Below are 25,714 nucleotides of genomic sequence, written 5' to 3' on the forward strand. Positions count from 1 at the left end.
AAGGTTCCCCTACTGCTTGGCGAGGGCGGAGGCGGGCAGCTGGTCCACGCCCAGCGAGCGGGCGGTGCCGAGCAGGCCGTCGAGTTTGTCGGCCTGCGGGCCGCCCGCGCCGATCAGCTTGAGCAGCAGCGCGGAGACGGTGAGGTTCTTGACGTCCTCGGTGGACACCGACTCCATCACCCTGCGCATGTCCGCGGCGAAGTCGCCCTCGCCGTTGAGCCAGTTGCCGCCCAGCGCCTGCACGGTCTTGGAGTTGCCGACGAAGCCGTCCACGGCCTTGCCCAGGCCGATGGAGCCCACCATGCGGTCGAAGAAGGCGCCGTCGCCGCCGACGATGTTGATGTCGGCGTTCTCCAGGCCGGTGGCCAGCACGGTGGCCTGGGCCTCGGCGACCTCGCGCTGCACGTTGATCCCGGCCAGGCGGATCTCCTTCTCGGCCTCCAGGCGCAGGCGGTACTCCTCGTGCTCGCGGCTGACCTGGTCCAGGGCGGCCATGGCCTCGGCCTTGTCGGTGAGACCGGCGGCCTCGGCGCGCAGCTTCTGCTCCACGGCCTCGGCCTCGACGCGGGCCTTCTCGCTGGCCACGGCGGCCTCGGCGCGGCCGACCTTCTCGATGGCCTCGGCGTCCTGCTGGCGGACCTGCACCTCGGCCAGGCCGGTGGCGGCGGCCTCGGCCTGGATCCCCTCGGCGAGGCGGATCTTGGCGCGGGTGTCCAGTTCGGCGGCCTGCTGGCGGGCCTCGGCCAGGGTGAGCTCCTCGGCGGCCCGGTGCTTGGCGGCGGCCTCCGCGGCCTCGGCGGCCTTGATGTCCTTGACCAGGTTCTCCTGGGCCTCGGCCTCGGCCTGGATGATGACGGCCTGGCGGGTGCGCTCGGCCTCCTCGACCGCGCGCAGGCGCTTGATGGCCTCCTCCTGCTCGGCCACGGTGCGGTCCACGGCGATCCGCTCGCGGACGACGTCGGCGACCTCGCGCTTCTCGGCCTCGACCTCCTTGTCCTTGGCGATGCGGCTCAGCTCGGTCTCGCGCTCGCGCCCGATGACCTCCAGGAGGCGGTCCTTCTCGATGCGCTCGCTCTCGATGGCGATGACGCGCTCGCGGTTCTTCTCGGCCACCGCGATCTCGCGCTGCTGGTTCTGGTGCTGCACGCCCAGGGCCTCGGAGGTACGGATGTTGGCCGTCTCGGCCTTGAGGCGCTCCTCGGCCTGCACGCGGGCGGTCTCGGCCTCCTCGCGGGCGCGGATGATCTCGATCTCGCGCTTGGCCTTGGCGGCGGCCTCCTCGCGGCGCTTCTCCAGCTCGGCGAGGGTCTCGGCGGTCTCGGTGTTCTGCCGGTCGAGTTCCTTGCGGCGGTCGTTCTCGAACTCGTTGGTGCGCTTGTGCTCGATCGCGGTGCGCTCGGTGATCTTGGAGATGCCCTGCGCGTCGAGGATGTTGTTGGCGTCGTGCTGGTGCAGCGGGGTCTGCTCCAGCTCGTCGATGGCCACGTCCTCCAGGCTGTAGCCGTTGAGGTCGGTGCCGATCAGGGAGATGATCGCCTGGCGGAACTGCTCGCGGTGCGTGAACAGCTCCTCGAAGTCGAACTGCTTGCCGACGGTCTTGAGGCCCTCGGAGAACTTGGAGTTGAACAGCTCCTGGAGCGTGTCCTGGTGGCTGGCGCGCTCGGTGCCGATGGACTTGGCGACCTTCTTGACGTCCTCCGCGGTCTCGTTGACCCGGACGTAGAAGTACACCTTGATGTCCGCGCGGATGTTGTCCTTGCAGGTCAGGCCCTCACGGCCGCGCCGGTCCACGGTCAGCGTCTTGAGCGAGATGTCCATGATCTCGGCCTTGTGCAGGACCGGCAGGACGATCGCGCCCGTGAAGGTGACGTGGACGTCGCGGACCTTGGAGATGATCAGCGCCTTGCCCTGCTCGACCTTGCGGAACAGGCGGGTGACCATCAGGAGCAGGGCGATGAGGACGACGACGCCGACGGCAAGGGCGACGCCGACGGTCAGGAAGGCCGCGTCCGCGGCCTCCTGGCCGTTCGCGGTGGCACTCAGCAACACGTGGGGGTCTCTTTCTGCAAGGGGATGTGCGTAAGAGGGGGGAAAGCGCGTCGGGAGCGGGGGTGAGGCAGCGGGGATCCGGCCCCCCGGTCGGGGGCGCTCGACAGATGTGACGCGGCGCGCTCGCGAACGGTTCCGCGTACCACTTTTCCTTTTGCCGGGAGAACGGGCGGATGGGCGGGTGAGGCGGAGCCCCGGGGGTGCTGTACGGGCGCTCGCGGGTTCCCGCTCCTCGGGCGCTCGCGGAGGCCCCGGGGAGGTATCGGGTCAGCCCTGGCCGGGGTCCAGAGCGGCGTCGAAGTAGGTGACCAGGAAGACGTCCCGCTCGGTGCTGTGGTCGAAGATCAGGGCGGTGCTGCCGACCGGCAGGACCTCGCCGCCGGTGGTGCGCACCGGGATGGAGATCGACGCGCCGCCGGCGGTGGTGATCTCGGCCTGGCCGAAGCCCTCGTTGGCCTCGCCGATGCGGATCACGCAGGTGCGTCCGACCAGCTCGTTCCTGGAACCGCTGCTGCGGCTGGGCAGGAAGCGCTGCACCGACATGACCAGGCCGCTGGTGACCGCCCACGCGGCCACGAGCGCGATCAGCAGGACCACCAGGCCCAGGGCGATGAGCAGGGGGGTGGAGGTGGTGTGGAGGAGGCTGGTCATGATGCTTCCCATCATGCTCACGAACCAGGCGACGCAGATCAGCGAACTGAGCGCCACGGTGACCGGGACCCTTCCCAGGCCGACCCGGCTCATCAGGGAGTTCAGGCCCGCGGCCTCGCCCGAGTCGTCCACGCTGTCGAGCGCGTCGGAGCCGGTGGCGCCGACCGAGACGAGCAGCCAGTAGACCGCGACGACGACCAGCAGCGGGGTGAACAGCACGGTCGGGAAACCGAAGGCGGTGTCCAGGAACATCCCCACCCGTCATCCTCCTCCGCGCCGCACCGTGCCGGAACTCTACCGAACCGCCCTCTTCGCGACACGGGCGGGCGTCCCCTTGGCCGTTTGCGGCCACCGGGACGCGTCGCGGACCCGGCGGGCGTCCGCCGGGCGGCTGCGGTGACGACGCGACCGACGCCGGACACGGTCGGGGAGGGAGCGGAGGCAGGCGGGTGACGCGGTTCCCCACGGTGCCCGGGGGTGTGTTCGCTGCTCAGGGGCCCGGTGCGCGGTACGGCGGGGGCGCGGAGAAAATCTTTCGGGAAAAAATCCGGGGAGGTGTCGATCCGGCCCGGTGCCGTTCGACGTGTGGATGAGAGCGGGGGAACGGACCCCCACACCGCACGAGAGGCGAACACCATGCGCTACATGATGACGATCATGTCCACGCCCGAGGCCGAGGCCGTCGACTACGAGCCCAGCCCGGAGGTCTTCGAGGCGATGGCCGCCTACAACGAGCAGATGGTCAAGGCCGGTGTCCTGCTCGCCGGGGACGGCTTGGCCCCCGCCTCCGAGGCGACCCGGGTCACCTTCAGCAACGGCGACGCGACCGTCACCGACGGGCCCTTCGCCGAGGCCAAGGAGTTCGTCGCCGGGTACTGGGTCCTCCAGGTGTCCTCGCACGAGGAGGCCGTGGAGTGGGCCAAGCGCTGCCCGCACCCGCCGGAGGGCGACGACACGGAGATGAGCCTGGTGCTGCGGCGGATCTTCGACACCGACGACTTCGGCGACGAGATGCCCGAGCACCTCAAGGAGCGCGAGCGCGAGCTGCGCGCCGAGGGGTACTCGCACGGCGGCTGACCCGCACGTGCCGGTGCGGCCCGCGGTGCTCCCGGGCACCCGCGGGCCGCAGCCCGTTCCGGGCGTCGCGTACGGCCCGCTCGGCGGTCGGCGACGCCCGCCGCGCGTGCTTGCGGTGGGCTGCCCGCGGTGCTGAGATTGCCCCGTGAGCCACACCGACGCCACGCGCGCGGTCGAGGCGGTCTGGCGTATCGAGTCGGCCCGTCTCGTCGCAGCGCTCACCCGCATGGTCGGCGACGTCGGCCTCGCCGAGGAGTTCGCCCAGGACGCGCTGGTCAGCGCACTGGAGAAGTGGCCCGGCGACGGGGTTCCCGACAACCCCGGCGCCTGGCTGACCACCGTCGCCAAGCGCCGCGTGCTCGACCGCTGGCGCCGCGACGAGCGCTTCCAGCGGCGCATGGCCGACCTCGGCCGCGAGATCGCCGAGCACGACGGGCAGGCCGAGTTCGACGCCGTCCTGGAGGAGGACTTCGGAGACGACCTCCTGCGGCTGATGTTCGTGTGCTGCCACCCGGTGCTGTCCACCGAGGCCCGCGTCGCGCTCACCCTGCGCCTGCTCGGCGGGCTCACCACCGACGAGATCGCCCGGGCCTTCCTGGTGCCCGAGTCCACCGTCGCCCAGCGCATCGTGCGCGCCAAGCGCACCCTGGCCAAGAGGAAAGTGCCCTTCGAGGTGCCCGTCGGCGAGGACCGCGACGCCCGGGTGGCCTCCGTGCTGGAGGTCGTCTACCTGGTGTTCAACGAGGGCTACACCGCCACCTCGGGTACGGAGTGGACGCGCCCCACGCTGTGCGAGGAGGCCATGCGCCTGGGCCGCGTGCTCGCCCAACTGCTGCCCGGGGAGTGCGAGGCGCACGGGCTGGTGGCGCTGATGGAGCTGCACGCCTCGCGGCTGCGCGCCCGCGTCGGGCCGGGCGGGGAACCCGTCCCCCTGGCCGAGCAGAACCGCGCGCTCTGGGACCGCCTGCTCATCACGCGCGGGATGGAGGCCCTGTTCAGGGCACTGCCGCCGGACCGGAGCCAGCCCGGCGGTCCCTACGTGCTCCAAGCGGCCATCGCGGCCGAACACGCCAGGGCGGTCACCGCCGCGGACACCGACTGGACGGTCATCGCCGGGCTGTACCTGGCCCTGGTCAGGGTCACCGGCTCGCCGGTCGTGGAGCTGAACCGGGCGGTGGCGGTGTCGATGGCCTCGGGCCCGGAGACCGCGCTGGAGATCGTGGACGCGCTGCGGGACCAGCCGGGGATGGGCGACTACCACCTGCTGCCCTCCGTGCGCGGCGACCTGCTCGTGCGGCTGGACCGCCGGGCCGAGGCCCGCGCCGAGTTCGAGCGCGCGGCCTCCCTGACCCGCAACGAGCGCGAGCGCTCGCTGCTCCTGGACCGCGCCCGCGGCTGCGAGGACTGACCGGGCCGGGGACCACGCCGTCGGGGTCTCCCGCCGACGGAAGGACACGGGGGCTCGGCGGGCGGGGACCCCTCCAGGTCACCGAACCTGCGCCGGGTGAGCTCGTCCACGGTGTCGGCTGGCTCGTCGGCGTCCGGCCGGGGCGCGCGGGGGCTCGCGGCGGCGCTGACGCCGCGGCTGGTCCCGGACACGACCCAGGCCACCACACGAGGCCACGCCCGGTCCCGGTCGCTCGGACGCTCCGCCCCGTAACCGCGCGGGTGGCCGGAAGCGGCCATTCCCGCAAAGGCCGATGCCTTTTCCGGCTGTGCGCGGAAGGCTGTGATGGCGTCTTTTCCCCCGGGGGCGCATAACGAAAGTCAGGGCGCGTACTGACGAAGGATGTGTCGGCGGTCGCGCTGTCCGTCCTTCTCTCTCGAACGCTTTCTCCGATCGGTGCGCTCTCGTGGTGGATGGCGCATATCCGATGGACTGAGCGGTGTGCAACCCACGAAAGTCATGCTCTCCGGTTTCCTGTCGGGCTCGTGATTCATCGCTCGTGGAACGAAAGGATCCTTATTAGGATTCTCGCGGAACCCCGGCGGGGAACGCGGAAAGGAGAATGGCCGTGTCTCTCGCTGAAGGTGTTTTCCATTACTCCTCCGACGAGAGCGAAGTGCATGCCAGCGATCGAGATAAGGAACGTGTCCAAGACGTTCCGCGGCCAGCGGGCCGTTGACCACGTCTCCTTCACGGTGGAGCCCCGCACGGTCACCGGCTTCCTGGGCCCCAACGGCGCGGGCAAGACCACCACCCTGCGGTGCCTGCTCGGCCTGGTCCGCCCCGACAGCGGCGAGGGGCTGGTCAACGGCCGCGCCTACACGAGCCTGCCCAACCCGCTGACCGAGGTCGGCGCGGTGCTGGAGGCCACCAACCTGCACCCGGGGCGCACCGGCCGCAACCACCTGCGCGTCATGTGCGACGCCGCGGGCCTGCCCCTCTCCCGTGCCGACGAGGTGCTGGACGAGGTCGGGATCACCGGTGCCGGGAACAAGCGGGTCGGCGGCTACTCGATGGGCATGCGCCAGCGCCTGTCACTGGCCGGGGCGCTCCTGGGCGATCCCCGGGTGCTGATCCTGGACGAGCCCGCCAACGGACTGGACCCGGAGGGCATCGAGTGGCTCCGCCGGTTCCTGCGCCGCCAGGCCCACGACAGGGGCGTCGCCGTCCTCGTGTCCAGCCACGTCCTGGCCGAGGTCGAACAGACCGTCGACAACGTCGTCATCATCGCCAGGGGCCGCCTGGTCCACCAGGGGACCCTCGGCGAACTCACCGGCAACGGGGAGAGCCTGCACGACGCCTTCCTCCGCCTCACCGCCTCGGGGACGGCCGCCCACCCGCTTGGAGACCGCCAGTGACCGCTCTCGTCAGATCCGAACTCCGCAAGGTCCTCACCACCCGGTTGTGGTGGATCCTGCTCCTCGCCGCACTGGCCTGGGTGGCCCTCTCCCTGGGCCTCGCGGTCTTCGCCTCGGGGGTGGAGGGCGGCCTCAGCCGCGACAGCACCGCGTACGCCGCTTCCGTCTGGACCATGGGCGCTTCGGGGAACCTCTTCGCCATGGTCATCGGCATCATGATGGTGACGTCGGAGTACCAGCACCGCACGATCAACGTCACCTTCCTGACCAGTCCGCGGCGTCCGCCCGTGATCCTGGCCAAGGTCGTGGCCGCGGCTCTGGTCAGCCTGCTGTTCGGCGTGGTCGTCGTCGGACTGTCCTCCCTGGCTGCCGGGGCCTCCATCCTGACCGGGGGAGGCGGGTTGGACCTGGTCGACAACCAGGTGCCGCGCATCCTCGTCGGCTCCGTGGGCGCCTACGTCGCCTACGCCATGATCGGCGTGGGCGTCGGCGCACTCATCCGCAACCAGGTCGCCGCTCTGGTGTTCGGCATCCTGTGGGTGTTCATGCTGGAACCGCTCCTGACCGTCGTCCCCCAACTTCAGGACGTCGGCAAGTGGCTGCCCGGCGGCGCGTCCACCGCGCTCTACGACACCGGGATCGTCCCCGGCTTCGCGGGACTGCTCCCCGTGTGGGGCGCGGCCCTGGTCCTGGTCGGCTACGCCGCCGTGGCGGTCGGCCTGGCCTCGGTCACCACGCTCCGCCGCGACGTGGTCTGAACCCCGGTTCTGCCCTGAGCAGGCGACCCTGGCGGGTCGGGCCGACAACCGGCAGACTCACGGCCATGAGACTTCTGGTTCTGGGCGGTACCGAGTTCGTGGGGCGGGCGGTCGTGGAGGACGCGCTCGCCAGGGACTGGGACGTCACCGTCTTCCACCGCGGCAGGCACCCCGCGCCCCCCGGTGCCACCGCCCTGCACGGGGACCGCACCGAGGCGGGCGGGCTCGGCGCTCTGGCCGGAGGACGATGGGACGCCGTCGTGGACACCTGGTCGGGCGCCCCGTCCGCGGTGGCCGCAGCCGCGAAGCTCCTCGCCGACCGGGCCGGGCACTACTCCTACGTCTCCAGCCGCTCCGTCTACGCGTCCCCCGCCCCGCCCGGGCTGGACGAGGACGGGCCGGTCGTGGACGCCTCGCCCGAGGCCCCCAGCACCGACTACGCGCGGGACAAGCGGGGCGGCGAGCTGGCGGCGGAGGCGGCCTTCGCGGAGCGGGCCCTGTCCGTGCGCGCGGGCCTGATCCTCGGTCCGTACGAGAACATCGGCCGCCTGCCCTGGTGGCTGGAGCGGATCGTCCGGGGCGGCCCGGTCCTGGCCCCCGGGCCGCGCGACCTGCCGTTGCAGTACGTGGACGCGCGCGACCTGGCCGCCTGGACCCTCGACGCAGCCGAGGCCGGGCTGGGCGGCCCCCACAACCTGGTGAGCCCGCCGGGACACACCACCACCGGCCGACTCCTGGAGGCGTGCGCGGCGGTCACGGGATCGGACGCCGAACTGCGCTGGACCGACCCCCGGATCCTCCTCGACGCGGGCGTCCAGCCGTGGACCGAGCTGCCCGTGTGGGTGCCGCCCGGCGAGCTGTACGACACCCTGCACCAGGGGGACGTGTCCAGGGCGCTCGCGACCGGGCTGCGCTGCCGTCCGGTGACCGAGACCGTCGCCGACACCTGGACCTGGCTGAGGAGTCTGGAGGGCGGCGCGCCCCAGCGCCCGGACCGCCCCCGCGTCGGCCTGGACCCGGAGGTGGAGGCCCGCCTGCTCGCCGGAGCCTGATCCGGCCGCGGACACGGCGAAGGGCCGCCTCCCCTGGAGACGGCCCTTCGCGCCGCTTGTCCGTGTACGACCCGGCGCCCGGGTCAGGCCACCGGTGCCTCCTCGGCGCCGCGCGAGGTCACCCGGAGCCTGTCCGCGCCCTCGTCCACGTCCACCACCACGGTGGCGCCCTCGGCCAGGTCGCCCGACAGCAGCTCGCGCGCCAGCGGGTCGCCGATCGAGGACTGCACCAGGCGGCGCAGCGGACGCGCGCCGTAGTTGGGGTCGTAGCCGGTCAGCGCCAGCCACTCACGGGCGCCCTCCGTCACCTCCAGCCCCAGCCGCCGGTCCGCCAGCCGCCGGGCCAGCTTGTCGATCTGCAGGTCCACGATCCGCGTCAGGTCCTCGGTGGACAGCGCGTCGAACATGATCACGTCGTCCAGCCGGTTGAGGAACTCCGGCTTGAACGTCGCGCGCACCACGTCGAGCACGCGGTCGCGGCGCACCGACTCCTCCAGCGACTGGTCCACCAGGAACTGCGACCCCAGGTTGGAGGTGAGGATGAGGATGGTGTTGCGGAAGTCCACCTGACGGCCCTGGCCGTCGGTCAGGCGGCCGTCGTCCAGCACCTGGAGCAGGGTGTCGAACACCTCCAGGTGCGCCTTCTCCACCTCGTCCAGCAGCACCACCGTGTACGGGCGGCGGCGCACGGCCTCGGTCAGCTGGCCGCCCTCCTCGTACCCCACGTAACCGGGGGGCGCGCCCACCAGCCGCGACACCGAGTGCTTCTCGGAGTACTCGCTCATGTCGATCCGCACGATCGCGCGCTCGTCGTCGAAGAGGAACTCCGCCAGCGCCTTGGCCAGCTCGGTCTTGCCCACGCCCGTGGGGCCCAGGAACAGGAACGACCCCGTCGGCCGGTCCGGGTCGGAGATGCCCGCCCGCGCACGCCGCACCGCGTCCGACACCGCGGCCACGGCGTCCTTCTGCCCGATGAGGCGCCTGCCCAGCTCGTCCTCCATGCGCAGCAGCTTGGAGGTCTCGCCCTCCATCAGACGCCCCACGGGGATGCCGGTCCACGCCGACACCACGTCGGCGACCTCGTCGGCGCCCACCTCCTCCTTGACCATGGCGGCGTCGCCCCGGCTGGCCGCCCTCTCCTCGTCCCGGCTGGCCTCCTCGACCTGCTTCTCCAGCTGCGGGATGTCCCCGTACATCAGCCGGGAGGCCTCGCCGAAGTCGCCCTCGCGCTGGGCCAGCTCGGCCCGCGTGCGCAGGTCGTCGAGCTGCCCCTTGAGCTCGCCGACCCGGTTGAGGCCGGCCTTCTCCTGCTCCCAGCGGGCCACGAGCCCGTTGAGCTGCTCCTGGCGGTCGGCCAGGTCCGCGCGCAGCCGCTCCAGCCGCTGGCGGCTGGCCGGGTCCGACTCCTTGTCGAGCGCCATCTCCTCCATCTTCAGGCGGTCCACGGTGCGCTGGAGCTCGTCGATCTCCACCGGGCTGGAGTCGATCTCCATGCGCAGCCGGGACGCCGCCTCGTCGATGAGGTCGATCGCCTTGTCCGGCAGGAACCGCGCCGTGATGTAGCGGTCGGACAGGGTCGCGGCGGCCACCAGGGCCGAGTCGGCGATCTGCACCTTGTGGTGCGCCTCGTAGCGGCCCTTGAGCCCGCGCAGGATCGCGATCGTGTCCGCGGCCGAGGGCTCGCCCACCATGACCTGCTGGAAGCGCCGCTCCAGCGCGGGGTCCTTCTCGATCTTCTCCCGGTACTCGTCCAGGGTGGTCGCGCCCACCATGCGCAGCTCACCGCGCGCCAGCATGGGCTTGAGCATGTTGCCCGCGTCCATGGCGCCCTCGGCCGCGCCGGCGCCCACCATCGTGTGCAGCTCGTCGATGAACGTGATGACCTGGCCCTCGGACTCCTTGATCTCCGAGAGCACCGCCTTGAGCCGCTCCTCGAACTCGCCCCGGTACTTGGCGCCCGCCACCATCGCGGACAGGTCCAGGCTCACCAGGCGCTTGCCCACCAGGGACTGCGGCACGTCACCGGCCACGATCCGCTGGGCCAGGCCCTCCACGACCGCGGTCTTGCCCACGCCCGGCTCACCGATGAGCACGGGGTTGTTCTTGGTGCGGCGGCTGAGCACCTGGACGACCCGCCGGATCTCGCCGTCGCGGCCGATCACCGGGTCCACCTTGCCCTCACGGGCCCGCTCGGTCAGGTCCACCCCGTACTTCTCCAGGGCCTGGTAGGTGTCCTCCGGGTTCTCCGAGGTCACCTTCCCCGAGCCGCGCACCCGCTCGAACCCCTCCAGGAGCGCGTCGGGGGTGGCACCGGCCTCGGTGAGCAGCTTCGACGCCTCGCCGCCGTCCGCGGCCAGCCCCACCAGCAGGTGCTCGGTGGAGACGTACTCGTCCTCCATCTGCTGCGCGCGCTGGGCCGCGGTGTTGATGGAGACGATCAGCTGGCGCGAGGAGCTGGGCGAGCTGACCGTGGAACCGGCCGCCTTGGGCAGCGCGCCGACGGCCGCCTCGACCTTGTCCCGGAGCGCGTCCGGGTTGGCCCCGACCTCCTTGAGCAGCGGGCGGGTGATGCCCTCCGCCTGGTCCAGCAGGGCCGCCAGCAGGTGCACGGGCTCCGTCTGCGGACTGCCGTCCGTGGTGGCCCGGCGGATCGCCACCGACAGGGCCTCCTGGCTCTTCTTAGTGAGCTTGTAGTTCATGCGCGGTGACTCCTTTCGCAAGTCGTGTCACGGGGGGTGATGTCCGACGGCCGACCGCGCCCCCGTGTCGCCGTGGCGGAGTTCCGTCAGTCCTGCTCGTCGTCGGCGCGGCCCGGGGCGCCGCGGCCCCTGCCCCGCTCCTCGTCGTCGTTCCCGGGCTCGGCGGTGTTGAAGATCGTCACGCGGGTGCGGCGCACCAGCTCACCGCGCACCCCCGTGCCGCCGTCGGCCGGGCGGCCCCGGCGGGCCACCGCACGGCGGGCCGCCTCCAGCTCGTTGGCCAGGTGGAACACCTGCTCCCGCAGCTGCTCCACCTCGTGCTCCAGTTCCAGGATCCGCTTGATCCCGGCGAGGTTGATGCCCTCCTCCTGGGACAGCCGCTGCACCTGGCGCAGCGTCTGCACGTCGCGCATGGAGTAGCGGCGCCCGCGGCCGGACGCGCGGCCCGGCGAGACGATCCCCAGTCGGTCGTACTGGCGCAGGGTCTGCGGGTGCATCCCCGCCAGCTCCGCGGCGACCGAGATCACGTAGACCGGAGCGTCAGCGCCGAAGGAGTCGTTCACGTCGTTCACGCACCCTTCGCCCGCGTTTCGAGTCCGTCGCGCGGGTCGTAGTCGGAGGTCGCCGCGCGGAACTTCTCCAGAGCCTCGCGTGCGTCTCCGTTGAGAGTCCTCGGTACCGCCACCTCGATCGTGACGAGCATGTCGCCCGTGGTGCCGTCCTTGCGGTTCGCGCCCTTGCCGCGCACCCGCAGCTTGTGCCCGTTCTGCGTGCCCGGCGGGACCTTCACGGTCACCGGGAAGCCGTTGAGGGTGGGGATGCGCACGTCCGCGCCCAGCGCCGCCTCGGGGAAGGTCACCGGGACGGTGATCGTCACGTTGTCGCCGCTCCTGCCGAACACCGGGTGCTCCTTCACGTGGACGACGACGTAGAGGTCACCCGCCGGGCCGCCGTTCTCGCCCGGCGCGCCCTTGCCCTTGATCCTGATCCGCTGCCCGTCGGACACGCCGCCGGGGATGCGGGTCTGGACGGTGCGGGTGCTCTTGCCGCGCCCGCTGCCGTTGCAGGTGAGGCAGGGGTCGTCCACGACCAGGCCGCGGCCCTTGCACTCGCTGCACGGCTCGGACAGCGAGAAGCCGCCCAGGTTGGTGTTCTCGTGCCCGGTACCGGAGCACTTGGGGCACATCCGCGGGGCGGTGCCCGACTTGGCGCCGGTGCCCTTACAGGTGGGGCAGGCCGACTCGCTGGCCAGTTGGAAGGAGCGCGTGGCCCCCTCGGCCGCCTCGCGGAAGGTCAGTGTGGTCTCGGTCTCGACGTCGGCGCCGCGTCTGCTGCGGGTGGTCCCGCCGCGCCCGCGGCCGCCGAACAGCCCGCCGAAGAGGTCGCTCAGCCGCTCGCCGCCGCCCGCGGTCCCCGTTCCGCCCGTGCCCTGGCCGAACAGGTCGCCCATGTCGAACCCGCCGGGGCCGGTGCCGCCGCCGGGGCGGTAGGAGCTGCCGAACAGCGACCGCGCGTTGTCGTACTCCTTGCGGCGCTTCTCGTCCGACAGGACGTTGTAGGCCTCGGAGATCTCCTTGAAGCGGTCGGCCGCGCCGGGGTCGTCGGCGTTCGCGTCCGGGTGGTTCTCCCTGGCCAGTTTGCGGTAGGACTGCTTGATCTCGTCCTTCGAGGCGGTCTTTGAGACTCCCAGGACCTTGTAGTAGTCCTTCTCCAGGTAGTCCTTGGTGCTCATCGACTGGTGCCTTCCCCCGCTGGTGCCGGTTGCGTCCGATGCTTCCATGTGACCCCGCACCGTGTCGGGCCGGGGTCCGCCTCCGGCCGCGGCCGCCGCTCACGCGGGGCCGCGGCCGGAGGATCAACGGGTGGACCCGTTACCTGTCGTCTTCCCCGCCGTCGGCGCCGTCCGCGGCCGGGGACTCCCCGCCGGGGGCGTCGCCCTCGGCGGCGGAACCGGCCGCGGCCTCCGCGCCGCCGTCGGCGGGATCGCCGACGACCACGCGGGCCGGACGCAGGATCCGCTCACCGATGCGGTACCCGGGCTGGAACACCTCGATCACGGTCTGGACCGAGATGCCCGGGACGGGGACCAGGGTGAGCGCCTCGTGGAGGTTGGGGTCGAACTCGTCGTCCTTCTCCGCGTACCGCTCCAGGCCCAACTTGGTGACCACGGCCTCCAGGGCCTCGCCCACCGCCTTGAACCCGCCGTTGAGCTCGTCGTGCTCACGGGCCCGGCCGACGTCGTCCAGGATCGGCAGCAGTTCGCCGAGGACCTGGGCTGTGGCGATCTCACGGACGGCCACGCGGTCGCGGTCCACGCGCTTGCGGTAGTTGGCGTACTCCGCCTGCACCCGCTTGACGTCGTTGGTGAGCTCGACGACCCGCTCGTCCGCGTTGATCGCCTCCGACACCACCGACTCGGGGGTGTCGGGGACCTCTACGTCCTCCAGGTCGGCCTCGACGACCTCCTCCTCGGCGACCTCGGGGATCTCCTCGGTCGCGTCGCCCTCGGCCTCGGGGTTGCGGACCTGCCCGGTCTCCGGGTCGATCCGGCGGTTGTCCCGGATCACCGGCCCCTGGCGCTCCTCACCGTCGCCGGTGCCGTTGGTGTTCTCCGACGGTGCCATCTGAGACACGCCTCCTTCCTCGACTCGACCCGGGTTCAGGACTGCTGGTTGCCCTGGGTGCCCTTGTTGTCCTCGTCGACGATCTCGGCGTCCACGACGTCGGCGTCGTCGGCGGAGCTCTGGGCGCCCTGGGCGTCGCCCTCGGCGCCCTGCTGGCCCTGGCTGTAGATGGCGGAGCCGATCTTCTGGCTGGCCAGCGCGACCTTCTCGCTCGCGGTGCGGATGGCCTCCACGTCGGAGCCCTCCAGCGCGGTCTTCAGCTCGGCGACGGCGGCCTCGGTCTCGGAGCGCACGTCCGCCGGGACCTTGTCCTCGTTGTCCTTGATGACCTTCTCGGTCTGGTAGACGAGGGACTCGGCGTTGTTGCGGACCTCGGCCTCCTCGCGGCGCTTGCGGTCCTCCTCCGCGTACTGCTCGGCCTCGCGGACCATCTTGTCGATGTCGTCCTTGGACATCGCGGAGCCGCCGGAGATGGTGACGGACTGCTCCTTGCCGGTGCCCAGGTCCTTCGCGGTGACGCTGACGATGCCGTTGGCGTCGATGTCGAAGGCGACCTCGATCTGCGGGACGCCGCGCGGCGCCGGGGGCAGACCGGTCAGGTCGAAGACGCCCAGCTTCTTGTTGTACTGGGCGATGTCGCGCTCACCCTGGTACACCTGGATCTGCACGGACGGCTGGTTGTCGTCGGCCGTCGTGAAGATCTCGGAGCGCTTGGTCGGGATGGTCGTGTTGCGCTCGATGAGCTTGGTGAACACGCCGCCCTTGGTCTCGATGCCCAGCGACAGCGGGGTGACGTCCAGCAGCAGGACGTCCTTGACCTCGCCCTTGAGCACACCGGCCTGGAGCGAGGCGCCGATGGCCACGACCTCGTCCGGGTTGACGCCCTTGTTGGGGTCCTTGCCGGTCATCTCCTTGACCAGGTCCACGATGGCGGGCATACGGGTGGAGCCGCCGACCATGACCACGTGGTGGATCTGGTCCAGGCTGATCCCGGCGTCCTTGAGGACCTGCTGGAACGGGGTCTTGGTCCGCTCGACCAGGTCGGCGGTCAGGCGCTGGAACTCGGCGCGGGAGAGCTTCTCGTCCAGGTGCAGCGGGCCCTCGGCCGAGGCCGTGATGTAGGGCAGGTTGATCGCCGACTCGCTGGAGCTGGACAGCTCGATCTTGGTCTTCTCCGCGGCCTCGCGCAGGCGCTGGAGGGCCATCTTGTCCTTGGACAGGTCCACGCCGTTGGAGTTCTTGAAGCGCTCGACCAGCCAGTCGACGATGGCCTGGTCCCAGTCGTCGCCGCCCAGGTGGTTGTCGCCGTTGGTCGCCTTGACCTCCACGACGCCGTCGCCGACCTCCAGGAGGGAGACGTCGAAGGTGCCGCCACCGAGGTCGTAGACCAGGATGGTGGCCTCGTCCTCCTTCTCCAGGTGGTAGGCCAGCGCGGCCGAGGTCGGCTCGTTGATGATGCGCAGGACGTTGAGGCCCGCGATGGTGCCGGCCTCCTTGGTGGCCTGGCGCTGGGAGTCGCTGAAGTAGGCCGGGACGGTGATGACCGCGTCGGTCACGTCCTCGCCCAGGTAGGCCTCGGCGTCGCGCTTGAGCTTCTGGAGCACGAAGGCGCTGATCTGCTGGGGGTTGAAGGTCTTGTCGTCGATCTTCACCGTCCAGTCGGTGCCGATGTGGCGCTTGACCGAGCGGATGGTGCGGTCGACGTTGGTGACCGCCTGGCGCTTGGCGACCTCGCCGACGAGCACCTCACCGTTCTTGGCGAAGGCGACGACGGACGGGGTGGTACGGGCGCCCTCGGCGTTGGCGATGACCGTGGGCTCGCCGCCCTCCAGGACCGCGACACACGAGTTCGTCGTACCGAGGTCGATTCCGACCGCACGTGCCATGGTTGCTTCCTCCGTCAAAGTTGAGTCGTTCGGACGTAATTTTGCTTCGTCGGTTGAGGGCTGTCAAGTCAGTTGAGTTGACCCGACTCAAGTTGGTTCCTACGTCCTGACAACGGGCGGCCGGACCGGGATGTTCCCGACCTGGGCACTCTGATCGGGGATATGGGCGAACCCCGGGACAAGTCGGGGAGAACCTTGACCCGCAAGATCAGGGAGGGTCGGGGTTCCCCTGGGGTGGCTTCGGGGACGCGGTCGCTGGCGGCTCCGGAGGCGCGGTCACCGGAGGGGCGCCTTCCGGTCAAGCGGAGGGAAACGCCCGTGTCGCGGCGCCGGGCGTCCCCGGTCGGCGGCCGACGATGGCCCTGCCGCCGACACGCCGGTGCCGAAGCGCCGGCGCCGCCGGGCGGCGACCGCCGCGGCGGCTTCCCGCCGCGTCCGCCGTACCCCTGAAACGGAGACGCCCGTGACGTCCAAGGCCCTGCTCGCCTCCGCGCTCGCCGCCGCGGTGCTGCTGCCCGCGCTGGGCGCCGCCCCCGCGTCCGCCGAGGACGAACCGCGGTTGATCGGGGACACCACCGCGCCCGTCGTGGAGACCTCGCCGCCCGCCGCGGAGGCCCCACCGTCCACCGGGGACGCCGGGGAGTCCGGGGAGGGCTCCGGGTCCGCCGGGGACGGTTCCGCGTTCGCCGGGGAGGCCGGGGACGCCTTCTCGTCCGCGTACCGGCACAACACCTTCGAGCGCCCGGCCGCGGGCACCGCCTACACCCTCGACGAATGGGAGAAGGACGGCTGGTACGCCTCCAGCGCCAGGGGACTGGAGGAGCGCGCCGTCATCGACGACTCGGTCCCCGCCCACGGGGGCGGGCAGTCGCTGCGCGTGCTCTACCCCGAGGGGAGGATCGGCGCGCAGGAGTCCGGCGGGCTGGCGCCGTTCCAGCTCTCCCCGGCGCGCGAGTACTACCTGTCCTTCTGGGCGCGCCTGGGCGAGGACTTCAGCTGGGGGACCACCTCGTTCGGCGGAAAGCTGGGCTTCGGGCTGGCCGGGGGCGCGGGCTGCTCGGGCGGGGACGTCTGCACGGGCGAGAACGGCTACAGCTCGCGCGTGGTCTGGCGCCGCGACGGCAAGGCGGAGCTGTACTACTACCACATGGACAAGGCGGGCGAGTTCGGCGACTCCGAGCCCCTCGTCGCGGACGGGTCCGTCGTCCACCTCCCCCGGGGCGAGTGGGTGCACATCGCCCAGCGGGTCCGCGTCAACACGGTCACCGACGGCCGGGCCGAGCCCGACGGGGAGATCGAGGTCTTCTACAACGGCGAGCCCGCCGCGCTGGTCACCGGCCTTCGCCTGGTCACCGACGACGACCTGGTGGACAAGGCCTACCTCTCGACCTTCTTCGGCGGCTCCACCGAGGGCTTCGCCCCGGCCCACGACAGCTACGTCTGGTACGACGACCTGAAGGTGTCCACCTCGCGCACCGACATCTGCGAGCTCGGCGGCTGCGCCTGAGCGCCGACGGCCCCGCCCGACCCGCTCCGCCGGGGCCCGTCCGGGGGAGGGCCCCGAGCGCCGCGCCGCCTGGGGTCCCCGCTCCGGGGAGCCGTCCACAGGCGGAGGGTGGGCGTTGTCGGAGGCCGGGCCCCTTCGCGAGACTGGAAGACGGGGGGTCCCACGGCGTCCCCGGCTTCGCCGTGCCCGCGCGCCGCGCACCGTTCGCGGGGACGGACCTCGCGCTCGACCCCCGGCGCGGCCCCGTGTCCGGTCCTCCTGCGCGGTCCTCGTGCCCGGTCCTCGGGTGCGCCCCGCTGGAGGCACTCCACTGGAGGCTCCCGGAGGTCGTCCACAGCCGCGGATCCGTGGTTGTTCCACTCCCGGCGATGCCGCAACCTGGTAGTAGGGGAGAGACGGTGAAGTCACCGATACCCCCGTCGAGTCGTCCCGCGTCCGCCGTCCGCTACATATAGGACGTGCGGTGTGCCCGAGTCCCGTTCGGGCGCACCCGCGCGGTCCTGTCACACCGGTACCGGCGCCAGCGCCGGACGGCACCGGCGCGGGCGTGCCGACCGGGTTCCGCGACCCGGCGGCCCGCGGCGACGGCGGCGGGGTGTCCGTTCCGCGAGCGGTCGGGCATCCGGTGGCGACCGCGGCATTACTCGCTAGTAACATATAGTTCGACCCCCGGTGTGTGGCGCACCGGACGACGAAGCAGGATGGGAGGCCACGGACGATGCTGTACCTGACACTGGGCATCATCACCTCGGTCTTCGCCGTGGTCGCGTTCACCATGTTCGCTCTGGGCATCCGCCAGATCGTGCGAACCGTGGGTGTGGGCCGCTCGGTGGAGCCGGAGCGCAAGGGGCCGTTCGGACAGCGGTTCACCATGGCGCTCATCGAGATCCTCGGGCACGGGCGGATGCTCAAGCGGCCGTGGATCGGCGTCGCCCACTGGTTCGTCATGGTCTCGTTCCCGCTGCTGGTCTTCACCGTCGTGGAGGCCCAGGGCGAGGTCTTCGACCCGCACTTCAAGCTGCCGATCATCTACGACTGGGCCCTGTACGGCCTGGCCATCGAGCTCATCGCCGCGGCCAGCCTCGTCGGCATCGTCGGCCTGACCGTCTACCGCCTGCTCAACGGGCCCAAGCGCCTGGGCCGCCAGTCCCGGTTCACCAACTCCCGGCACTGGACGGCGTACTACGTCGAGGCCTACCTGTGGGGCCTGCTGATCTCGATCTTCGTGATCCGCGGTCTCAAGTCGGCCATGGGCGACTTCCCGTTCCCGGCCTGGGCGACGCCGATCTCCACCGGCCTCGGCGCGATCCTGCCCGGCGACCCCGCGGTCGCCGAGCCCGCCATCGCGCTGGTCGCCGCGTTCAAGCTGATCATCAGCTACCTGTTCTTCGTGGTCATCGCCCGCGTGCTCACCATGGGCATCGGCTGGCACCGCTTCCTCGCGCCGGTCAACATCTACTTCAAGCGCAACGCCGACGGGTCCCCGTCCCTGGGCGCGGCCAAGCAGATGATGGACAAGTCCGGCACCAAGCCCCTCGACTTCGAGGAGGCCGACCCCGACGAGGACCCGTTCGGCGCGGGCAAGCTGGAGGACTTCACCTGGAAGGGCCTCCTGGACTTCACCACCTGCACCGAGTGCGGGCGCTGCCAGTCCCAGTGCCCCGCCTGGAACACGGGCAAGCCGCTCTCGCCCAAGAAGGTCATCCTCGACCTCCAGCAGCACACCTACGAGAAGGCCCCGTACCTGCTCCAGGGCATCACCGAGGAGACCCTCGCCGAGAAGCCCGACGAGAGCCACGCGGGCGTGGACGTCCTCGCCCTCCTCAACCGGCCGCTGGTCGGCACCGAGGAGGAGAACGGCGTCATCCACCCCGACGAGCTGTGGGCCTGCACCAACTGCGGCGCCTGCGTCGAGCAGTGCCCGGTGGACATCGAGCACATCGACCACATCCTCGACATGCGCCGCTACCAGGTGATGGTCGAGTCCAACTTCCCGTCCGAGGCCAACACGCTCCTCAAGAACCTGGAGAACAAGGCCAACCCGTGGGGCATGGCCGAGGACCGGCGCATGGACTGGATCGAGGAGCTGGCCTCCCGGGAGGAGAACCCGGTCGAGGTGCAGGTCGTCGAGGACAAGCTCCCCGAGGGCACCGAGTACCTGTTCTGGGTCGGCTGCGCCGGTGCCCTGGAGGACCGCGCCAAGAAGACCACCAAGGCCATCGCCGAGCTGCTCGACATGGCGGGCGTCGAGTTCGCCGTGCTGGGCGGCATGGAGGCCTGCACCGGTGACCCCGCGCGCCGCCTGGGCATGGAGTACGTCTTCCAGATGCTCGCCCAGCAGAACGTGGAGACGCTGAACGAGGCCGGTGTCACCAAGATCGTGGCCAGCTGCCCGCACTGCTTCAACACGCTCGCCAACGAGTACCCGCAGCTCGGCGGTACCTACGAGGTCGTGCACCACAGCCAGCTGCTGGCCAAGCTCGTGGAGGAGGGCAGGCTCACGCCGGTCAACTCCGTGGAGGAGAACATCACCTACCACGACCCCTGCTTCCTGGGCCGCCACAACAAGGTGTACACGCCGCCGCGCGACATCATGGCGCAGGTGCCGGGGGTCAAGACGCAGGAGATGCACCGCCACAAGGAGCGGGGCTTCTGCTGCGGCGCCGGCGGCGCCCGCATGTGGATGGAGGAGCGGATCGGCAAGCGCATCAACACCGAGCGGGTGGACGAGGCGCTGACCACCAACCCCGACACCGTCTCCACCGCGTGCCCGTTCTGCCAGGTCATGCTCGGCGACGCGATCAACGAGAAGAAGTCGCAGGGCGAGGCGAAGGAGACGCTGGAGGTCGTGGACGTCTCCCAGCTGCTGCTGCGCTCGGTCCGGGGCGAGGCCCCCAAGGAGGAGGCCGAGACCGCCGACGCCCAGGGCTGACGCGAGGTCCGGACCAGGGCACCGAGCCCGCGCAGGGGCCGGGGAGCCGACCGCACGGTCGGCTCCCCGGCCCCTGCGCCGTTCACCGGCGGTCCGGCGCGGCACCGTGCCCGGGACTCCGTGTCCCGACCGCGCGCTCCGGACCGTGACGGCTCGTGGGGATGGCCGGAACCGCTGACGGCGAGGAGCCGTTCAGCGACCGGGGGCAGAGCCGTTCACAGGGCCGAGGCGGCGCCGCTCATGGCCGGGGGCGGGGGCACTTCCGGACCGGGGGCGGAACCGCTCACGGCGAGGCGGCGAGGTGTTCGTCGAGGAACCCGTCCAGGCCGTGCCGGGTGACCTGGCTGGCGAACCCTCCCCAGTTGAGGTCGAACATGTGCTCCGCCCAGGGGATCTCCAGGTGCCGGTGCGGGACCCCGGCCGCGTCGAGCCGGGCGGCGAGGCGGCGGTTGTCCTCCGGGCCCACGAACAGGTCGTGGCCGGGCGTGATCAGCATCGTGGGCGGAACCTCCGGCGAGACGTACGTGATGGGCGAGCTCATCGCGTACTCCTCGGGCAGCTCCGCCACGGAGCCGCCCATCAGGCGCTCGCTCTCCTCCAGGAGGTCGCCGCCCATCGGGGAGTTGCGCTGGCGCCAGGGCAGCTCGGGCGCCTCGGCGGTACCGTCGGCCACCGCGTACCAGGCCACGACCGCGTCGACGCCGGTGTCGGGCACGTCGCAGCTCGGGGGGATCTCCTCGTCCGAGCTGTACGCGGCCAGGAGGGCGAGCAGGCCGCCCGCCGACTGGCCGGTGACGGCGATCCGGCCGGGGTCGGCCCCGTACTCCGCGGCGTGCTCGCGGGCCCAGCCGATCGCGCACTTGACGTCGGAGACCGGCACCGACCAGTCGCCGTCGGGGAAGTAGCGGTAGTCGACGTCGAACACCACGTGCCCGTTGTCGGCCAGCCACACGTCCCAGCGGGGCAGGAGGCTCTGCGGCAGGTCGTCCGCGCCTCCGTGGACGTTCACCACGATCGGTGGCGGGGCGTCCCCCCGCCGCCGCTCGGGCTCCCACACGTCCAGTTCCAGGTCCTGCGGGTCGGAGGCGTCCCCGACCGCCGACTCGCCGGTGCGCAGGTAGACGCGGGTCTCGGGTGCGCGGTCGGCGCTGGTGGCGAGTCCGGCGGCGTACTCGCCGAGGTCGAGCCGGGCTCCCTCCGCGTGTGCGGTGGACCAGATCGTCCCGGGCGGGACGAGCGCGGCGACCAGTACCGCGCCGTTGGCCGTGGCGGCCGCCGCGGCGAGGCGCCGACGCCACACCGCTCCCCTGCTTCCCGCGTCCGGACGCCGCCCGGTGCCCTCGCGGAGGCGCGGCCTCCCCGCCGCGAACAGGGCCGGGACCAGGCCGACGACGGCCAGGGCGGCGAACACCAGGCTGAACTCCAGTACCAGCAGTCCGTACTGCCACGCGTCCCAGGAGGGCGGCGGCAGCAGGACGAGCGCGGCGGCGCCCGCGCCGACAAGCGCGGTCGTGCCCGCGAGGGCGGTCGCCAGCCAGCGGGCGGCCGCGGCGGCGCGGTTCCGTCGGTCCATGGTCTCCCCTTCGAGAACTCTTTCGATACGTTCGTATCGATACGAACGTATCAGAACGGGGGGTGTGTCAGAATGTGGCCGTGCCCAGGTACGTGGACAAGGACGGACGCCGCCGACAGGTGGCCGCCGCCCTGCACCGGATCGCCGCCCGCGAGGGCCTGGAGGGCGTCAGCATCCGCACCGTGGCGGCCGAGGCCGGACTCTCCGTCGGAGCCGTCCAGCGCGACTTCGGGACCAAGGAGGCGCTTCTCCTCTTCGCCATGCACGAGGTCGTCGACGCGGTCGCCGCGCGGCTCGCCCGGGTGCGGATCGGCCCGGGGCTGCTGTCCTTCGCCGAGGGGCTGCGGCAGGTGCTCACCGACCTGCTGCCGACCGACGACGAGCGCCTGGCCGAGGCCCGCGTCTGGTCGGCGTTCTACGCCCGCGCGGCCGTGGACGCCGAGTTCGCGGAGGTCCTGGCCGGGTTCGACGTCCGGGCCCGCGCCGCTCTGCGCGCCGCCGTCGGCTGGGCGGGCGAGCAGGGGGAACTGGCCCCCGGGCAGGACCCGGACGCCCTGGTGGAACTCCTGCTGGTCCTCGTGGACGGGATCTGGCTCAGCGCCGTCCGCCAGCCCCCGGGCTCCCCGCTGGACGCCCAGCGCGCCGCGGTGGAGGCGGCGGTCGCGGCGGTCACACGCGGGTAGACGTCCCGTACGGGCAGGCGTCCCGTGCGGGGAACGTCCGCGCCGTCGGTGCGGGCGCCAGTCGGGACGGCCCGCGGGGGCGGGGGCGCCGGGAAGGTGGAGGCTCCTGCGGCCGCCTCCCGTGTGCGGTGCGGCCCCGTCGGCAGCGCCACCGCGATGGCCTCGTGGTCGCTCAGGGCCGTTTCCCTCTTCCCTTCGCGCGGCCGTACCGCCCCGGTGAGCGCGGTGCGGGGCGGCGATCGCGGCCCCGGCCACCGCCCGCACCGGTACCGCCCCCGTGGACGCGGTGCGGGGGAGGGGCTTCCAGGGAAGGGTGATTTAGGTTAGCCTTACCTGACTGTCTTCTATTCGAGGTGGTCGCCCGTGAACGCCCCCGTTCCTCCTCCCGCCGATCGCGCCCGTTCCACCCTGGCCCGCGGCGGTCCGGTGACCGTGGCGGCGGCCTCGGACCGGTTCGGCGAGGCGGGGACCGTGTACCTGGAGGAAGCCCCCTGCCACGTGCACGCCGACGGCGCCGTGAGCCTCCTGCTGCCCGACGGCCACCCGCTCACGGACCCCCGTCCCAGGGGCCCCGTGGTGATGGCGGAGTTCACCGACCTGTCACCCGTGCTGATGCGCGACAGGGTGCGGGCGGTGCTGTGGGTGAGCGGCGCCGTGGAGGCCCTGGAGCACGCCCACGCCCGCGTACGCGCGGCCCGGCTGCCCGAGGCCGCCACCGACGACCGGCTGCTGGAGATCGGGTACGGCCTGACGATGGTGGTCCTGCGCACCACCCTGGTGGTCCAGTCCGACCACGACGGGGCCCACGTGCTCGATCCAGCCGAACTGGCCGCCGCGCGCCCCGACCCGTTCTGCCTCTGGGAGGCGCCCTGGCTGCGCCACCTCGACGAGGACCACCCGGACCTGGTGGGCGACCTGCTGGCCGCCGCTTCCGGCGCCGCGCGCGGAGGCCGACCCAGGCCCCTGGGCGTGGACCGCCTCGGGCTGCGGCTGCGGGTGGAGACCGCGCGGGGCCACCACGACGTACACCTGCCCTTCACCCGCCCGGCGCGCACCCCCGACGACGTCGCCGTCCAGGTGCACCGGCTGGCCGGACACCCCGTCCCCCAGGGCTACGACCGCGGATGAGCGGCCACCGGAAGGCGGGCGCGGCCGAGGGGTCCGAGGGCGCGGCCACGACCGCCCACCAGCGGCCGCCGCACCGGCCCGATGACATTTGTCAGTGCGCGCGCCGGTAGGTTCCCCCGTGCGGCCGGTGATAACGGCGTCTGTTCCGTGTGAGCCGTTCCGCGGGAACCTGGGGACATGACGACGACAGCGAGCACCGCAGCGACCGGCCCCGGCCGACAGGACGCCACCGGCCCGGCGGTGGTCGTCCGCGACCTCCACCAGCACTACGGCGACTTCGAGGCGGTCAAGGGGGTCTCCTTCGAGATCCACCCCGGCGAGCTCTTCGCCCTCCTCGGGACCAACGGCGCGGGCAAGACCACCACCATCGAGACGATGGAGGGCTTCCGCCGCCCCAGCTCCGGCAGTGTCCGGGTCTTCGGCCTCGACCCCTACGGCCAGCCCGCCGGAGTCCGGGAGCGCACCAACGCCGTCCTCCAGGGCAGCGGCCTGCTGGAGGACCTGACCGTCGCCGAGACCCTGCACCTGGCCCGCGACCTCGCGGCCGCGCCCAGGGACACGGACGAGACGCTGGAGCTGGTCGGCCTCGCCGACAAGCGCGGGGTCGCGGTCCGCCAGCTGTCCGGAGGGCAGAAGCGCCGCCTGGACCTGGCGCTGGCCCTGCTGACCAGGCCCGAGGTCCTGTACCTGGACGAGCCCACCACCGGCATGGACGCCGAGGGCCGCATCGAGACCTGGCGCATCGTCAACGACCTCAAGCGGGAGGGGGTGGCGGTCCTGCTCACCACCCACTACCTGGAGGAGGCCGAGCGGCTCGCCGACCGGCTGGCGATCATGCACCGCGGCGAGGTCCGCGTGGAGGGGACGATCCAGGAGGTCCTCGCGGGTTGGGGCGACCGGGTGAGCTTCGTGCTGCCCCCGAACGTGCGCACCGCCGACCTGCCCCGCGTCGAGGGCGCGGACGTCTCCGTGGAGACGCGCGGCCAGGCGCTGTGGGCCACCTACACGGTCACGCGGGGGGACGTCGAGGAGCGGGCGCACCACGCGGTGGCCGCGCTCATGTCCTGGGCCGTGGAGAACGGCACCGTCCTGCGCAGCCTCCAGGTGCGCAGCGCCTCCCTGGAGGACGTGTTCCTCCGGGTCGCCGACGGCGCCGCCGACCTGGTCTGACGCGCGCCGCAGCGCTCCGTGCCCCCCTGCCCCGCACAGTCCTTCGAGGAGACACCGCGATGACCGCGAACACCGCCGCCCCCGCCACCGACGCCACCGGCGTCCGACCCGGCGTCCGACCCGGCGTCAGCTGGGCCAGGCAGGCCGTCCGCCTGGCCCGAACCGAGTTCACCCTGTTCGCCCGGTACAAGACCGCCTGGATGTACCTGGCCCTGCCGCTCTTCTTCGCCTTCATGACCACGAACCTCCCCAATGACGAGGTCGTCCCCGGCTTCGGGATGGGGCAGATGGCCATGGTCGCCACCATCGGCTCCATCGGGCTCATCCTGGGCGTCGGCCACCCCTCCAACGTGTTCACCGCGCGGAGGGAGTCCCTGGTCCTCAAGCGGCTGCGGGTCAGCGGGGTGCCCCAGTCGGCGGTCTTCGGCGGCGTCATCGGGGCCGTGGTGGTCTTCTCCCTGGCGATCACGGTGGTGGTGGCCGCCCTGGTCCTGGTCTTCTTCGGCAGCCTTCCCCGGGACCCGCTGATGCTCGCCGTCGCGGTCGTCCTCAGCTCCGTCATGTTCTCCCTGATGGGGCTGCTCATCACCCCGATCGTCCGCAACGCCGAGTCCGCCCAGATGATCTCGATGCTGCCCATGCTGGTCCTGCTGTTCGTGGGCGGCGGACTCATCCCGCTGGAGTTCCTGCCGGAGACCGCTCGCGTGATCATCGGCTTCGTTCCGTCGGTCCCCGCCGGGGAGATGGCGCAGACCGCCTACTCCGGCTACGACGCCTTCCGGGGCTTCGGGGACGGGGAGGAGAAGGGCTACCTCGCCCTGTGGGTCGCGGCCCTGCCCTCCATCGGGATCATGCTCGCCTGGATCGCGGTGCTGGCCCTGCTGGTGCGCCGCTACTTCAGGTGGGACCCCCGCCAGCCGTAGGGCGGGCGCGGGGCGCCGGGGAGGCCGGGGACGGACGGCCTGCCCCGGCCTTCTCCCGTGCGGGTCCGGAAAGGCCTGTGGACAACCGTTCGGAGGGGGTCCGCGGCTTCTACGGTGGTTGTGGTGCGGCCGACGGCGGCCGGAGAGGAGCCGGCGGCCGCAGCGGCGCGGAGGAGCCGTCGGCCACGGCGGAGGAG

19 protein-coding genes are annotated in these 25,714 nt (G+C 72.0%); 11 read left to right on the plus strand and 8 right to left on the minus strand.

Annotation, left to right across the window (positions count from 1 at the left end; translation table 11 throughout):
• Positions 1-9: 9 nt before the first annotated feature.
• Both UIS43_RS19415 and UIS43_RS19420 read right to left on the minus strand, forming a co-directional pair.
• Positions 10-2,049, minus strand: coding sequence for a flotillin family protein (locus UIS43_RS19415; protein WP_013156446.1), 2,040 nt, complete (start codon positions 2,047-2,049; stop codon positions 10-12).
• Positions 2,050-2,316: 267 nt separating this feature from the next.
• Positions 2,317-2,958, minus strand: a complete 642-nt coding sequence (locus tag UIS43_RS19420; RefSeq protein WP_013156447.1) for an OB-fold-containig protein — start codon at positions 2,956-2,958, stop codon at positions 2,317-2,319.
• A 378-nt stretch (positions 2,959-3,336) separates the two neighbouring features.
• Between UIS43_RS19420 and UIS43_RS19425 the strand changes: the two genes are divergently transcribed.
• The 5 genes from UIS43_RS19425 (at position 3,337) to UIS43_RS19445 (ending at position 8,392) form a co-directional block, all read left to right on the plus strand.
• Entirely contained in the window at positions 3,337-3,777 is a 441-nt protein-coding gene (locus tag UIS43_RS19425) for a YciI family protein (RefSeq protein WP_013156448.1), read from the plus strand.
• Between the two features lie 145 nt (positions 3,778-3,922).
• Positions 3,923-5,185 (plus strand): RNA polymerase sigma factor, encoded by a 1,263-nt coding sequence (locus UIS43_RS19430; RefSeq protein WP_013156449.1) that lies wholly within the window; start codon positions 3,923-3,925, stop codon positions 5,183-5,185.
• Between the two features lie 683 nt (positions 5,186-5,868).
• On the plus strand, positions 5,869-6,582 hold the full coding sequence (locus UIS43_RS19435; RefSeq protein WP_041553463.1) for an ABC transporter ATP-binding protein: 714 nt from the start codon (positions 5,869-5,871) through the stop codon (positions 6,580-6,582).
• A complete protein-coding gene (locus UIS43_RS19440; protein ID WP_013156451.1) occupies positions 6,579-7,340 on the plus strand; it encodes an ABC transporter permease subunit in 762 nt (253 codons plus the stop codon). Before UIS43_RS19435 ends, UIS43_RS19440 begins: the two co-directional genes overlap by 4 nt.
• 65 nt (positions 7,341-7,405) lie before the next feature.
• Positions 7,406-8,392, plus strand: coding sequence for an NAD-dependent epimerase/dehydratase family protein (locus UIS43_RS19445; protein WP_370011170.1), 987 nt, complete (start codon positions 7,406-7,408; stop codon positions 8,390-8,392).
• A gap of 83 nt (positions 8,393-8,475) precedes the next feature.
• On the opposite strand, the gene clpB is transcribed toward UIS43_RS19445, so the two are convergent.
• From clpB to dnaK, 5 genes are all read right to left on the minus strand, one after another.
• Complete coding sequence (gene clpB, locus UIS43_RS19450; protein WP_013156453.1) at positions 8,476-11,091, minus strand: ATP-dependent chaperone ClpB; 2,616 nt, start codon at positions 11,089-11,091, stop codon at positions 8,476-8,478.
• An 86-nt stretch (positions 11,092-11,177) separates the two neighbouring features.
• Positions 11,178-11,663 (minus strand): heat shock protein transcriptional repressor HspR, encoded by a 486-nt coding sequence (locus UIS43_RS19455; RefSeq protein WP_013156454.1) that lies wholly within the window; start codon positions 11,661-11,663, stop codon positions 11,178-11,180.
• Positions 11,660-12,823, minus strand: coding sequence for a molecular chaperone DnaJ (gene dnaJ / locus UIS43_RS19460; protein WP_013156455.1), 1,164 nt, complete (start codon positions 12,821-12,823; stop codon positions 11,660-11,662). The genes UIS43_RS19455 and dnaJ overlap by 4 nt, the downstream gene beginning before the upstream one ends.
• A 139-nt stretch (positions 12,824-12,962) precedes the next feature.
• The gene (gene grpE / locus UIS43_RS19465) at positions 12,963-13,715 is read right to left on the minus strand and encodes a nucleotide exchange factor GrpE (protein WP_013156456.1); all 753 of its coding nucleotides are present in this window, start codon (positions 13,713-13,715) and stop codon (positions 12,963-12,965) included.
• Positions 13,716-13,750: 35 nt separating this feature from the next.
• Positions 13,751-15,601: a molecular chaperone DnaK gene (dnaK, locus tag UIS43_RS19470; protein ID WP_013156457.1), complete on the minus strand. Its 1,851-nt coding sequence runs from the start codon at positions 15,599-15,601 to the stop codon at positions 13,751-13,753.
• A 463-nt stretch (positions 15,602-16,064) separates the two neighbouring features.
• Here dnaK and UIS43_RS19475 point away from each other — a divergent pair, with 463 nt between their 5' ends.
• Positions 16,065-17,108 (plus strand): polysaccharide lyase, encoded by a 1,044-nt coding sequence (locus UIS43_RS19475; protein ID WP_013156458.1) that lies wholly within the window; start codon positions 16,065-16,067, stop codon positions 17,106-17,108.
• A 718-nt stretch (positions 17,109-17,826) separates the two neighbouring features.
• A complete protein-coding gene (locus tag UIS43_RS19480) occupies positions 17,827-20,040 on the plus strand; it encodes a (Fe-S)-binding protein (RefSeq protein ID WP_013156459.1) in 2,214 nt (737 codons plus the stop codon).
• A 283-nt stretch (positions 20,041-20,323) separates the two neighbouring features.
• Here the strand turns inward: UIS43_RS19480 and UIS43_RS19485 are convergent, their stop codons facing one another.
• A complete protein-coding gene (locus UIS43_RS19485; RefSeq protein WP_013156460.1) occupies positions 20,324-21,613 on the minus strand; it encodes an alpha/beta hydrolase in 1,290 nt (429 codons plus the stop codon).
• 74 nt (positions 21,614-21,687) lie between these two features.
• Between UIS43_RS19485 and UIS43_RS19490 the strand changes: the two genes are divergently transcribed.
• From UIS43_RS19490 to UIS43_RS19505, 4 genes are all read left to right on the plus strand, one after another.
• Positions 21,688-22,296, plus strand: coding sequence for a TetR/AcrR family transcriptional regulator (locus UIS43_RS19490; RefSeq protein ID WP_370011178.1), 609 nt, complete (start codon positions 21,688-21,690; stop codon positions 22,294-22,296).
• 363 nt (positions 22,297-22,659) lie between these two features.
• Entirely contained in the window at positions 22,660-23,424 is a 765-nt protein-coding gene (locus UIS43_RS19495) for a DUF2470 domain-containing protein (RefSeq protein ID WP_013156462.1), read from the plus strand.
• A gap of 177 nt (positions 23,425-23,601) precedes the next feature.
• Positions 23,602-24,594 (plus strand): ABC transporter ATP-binding protein, encoded by a 993-nt coding sequence (locus tag UIS43_RS19500; RefSeq protein ID WP_013156463.1) that lies wholly within the window; start codon positions 23,602-23,604, stop codon positions 24,592-24,594.
• A gap of 59 nt (positions 24,595-24,653) precedes the next feature.
• Complete coding sequence (locus UIS43_RS19505; protein WP_013156464.1) at positions 24,654-25,517, plus strand: ABC transporter permease; 864 nt, start codon at positions 24,654-24,656, stop codon at positions 25,515-25,517.
• The last annotated feature ends 197 nt before the right edge of the window (positions 25,518-25,714 follow it).

Source organism: Nocardiopsis sp. LDBS0036, assembly GCF_041228755.1.
Lineage (GTDB): Bacteria > Actinomycetota > Actinomycetes > Streptosporangiales > Streptosporangiaceae > Nocardiopsis > Nocardiopsis dassonvillei.

Bases quoted from the DNA above. Each gene is read 5' to 3' on its own strand.
- UIS43_RS19500 (WP_013156463.1), top strand. From the start codon at position 23,602: ATGACGACGACAGCGAGCACCGCAGCGACCGGCCCCGGCCGACAGGAC.
- grpE (WP_013156456.1), bottom strand. From the start codon at position 13,715: ATGGCACCGTCGGAGAACACCAACGGCACCGGCGACGGTGAGGAGCGC.
- clpB (WP_013156453.1), bottom strand. From the start codon at position 11,091: ATGAACTACAAGCTCACTAAGAAGAGCCAGGAGGCCCTGTCGGTGGCG.
- dnaK (WP_013156457.1), bottom strand. From the start codon at position 15,601: ATGGCACGTGCGGTCGGAATCGACCTCGGTACGACGAACTCGTGTGTC.
- UIS43_RS19485 (WP_013156460.1), bottom strand. From the start codon at position 21,613: ATGGACCGACGGAACCGCGCCGCCGCGGCCGCCCGCTGGCTGGCGACC.
- dnaJ (WP_013156455.1), bottom strand. From the start codon at position 12,823: ATGAGCACCAAGGACTACCTGGAGAAGGACTACTACAAGGTCCTGGGA.
- UIS43_RS19505 (WP_013156464.1), top strand. From the start codon at position 24,654: ATGACCGCGAACACCGCCGCCCCCGCCACCGACGCCACCGGCGTCCGA.
- UIS43_RS19480 (WP_013156459.1), top strand. From the start codon at position 17,827: ATGCTGTACCTGACACTGGGCATCATCACCTCGGTCTTCGCCGTGGTC.
- UIS43_RS19425 (WP_013156448.1), top strand. From the start codon at position 3,337: ATGCGCTACATGATGACGATCATGTCCACGCCCGAGGCCGAGGCCGTC.
- UIS43_RS19445 (WP_370011170.1), top strand. From the start codon at position 7,406: ATGAGACTTCTGGTTCTGGGCGGTACCGAGTTCGTGGGGCGGGCGGTC.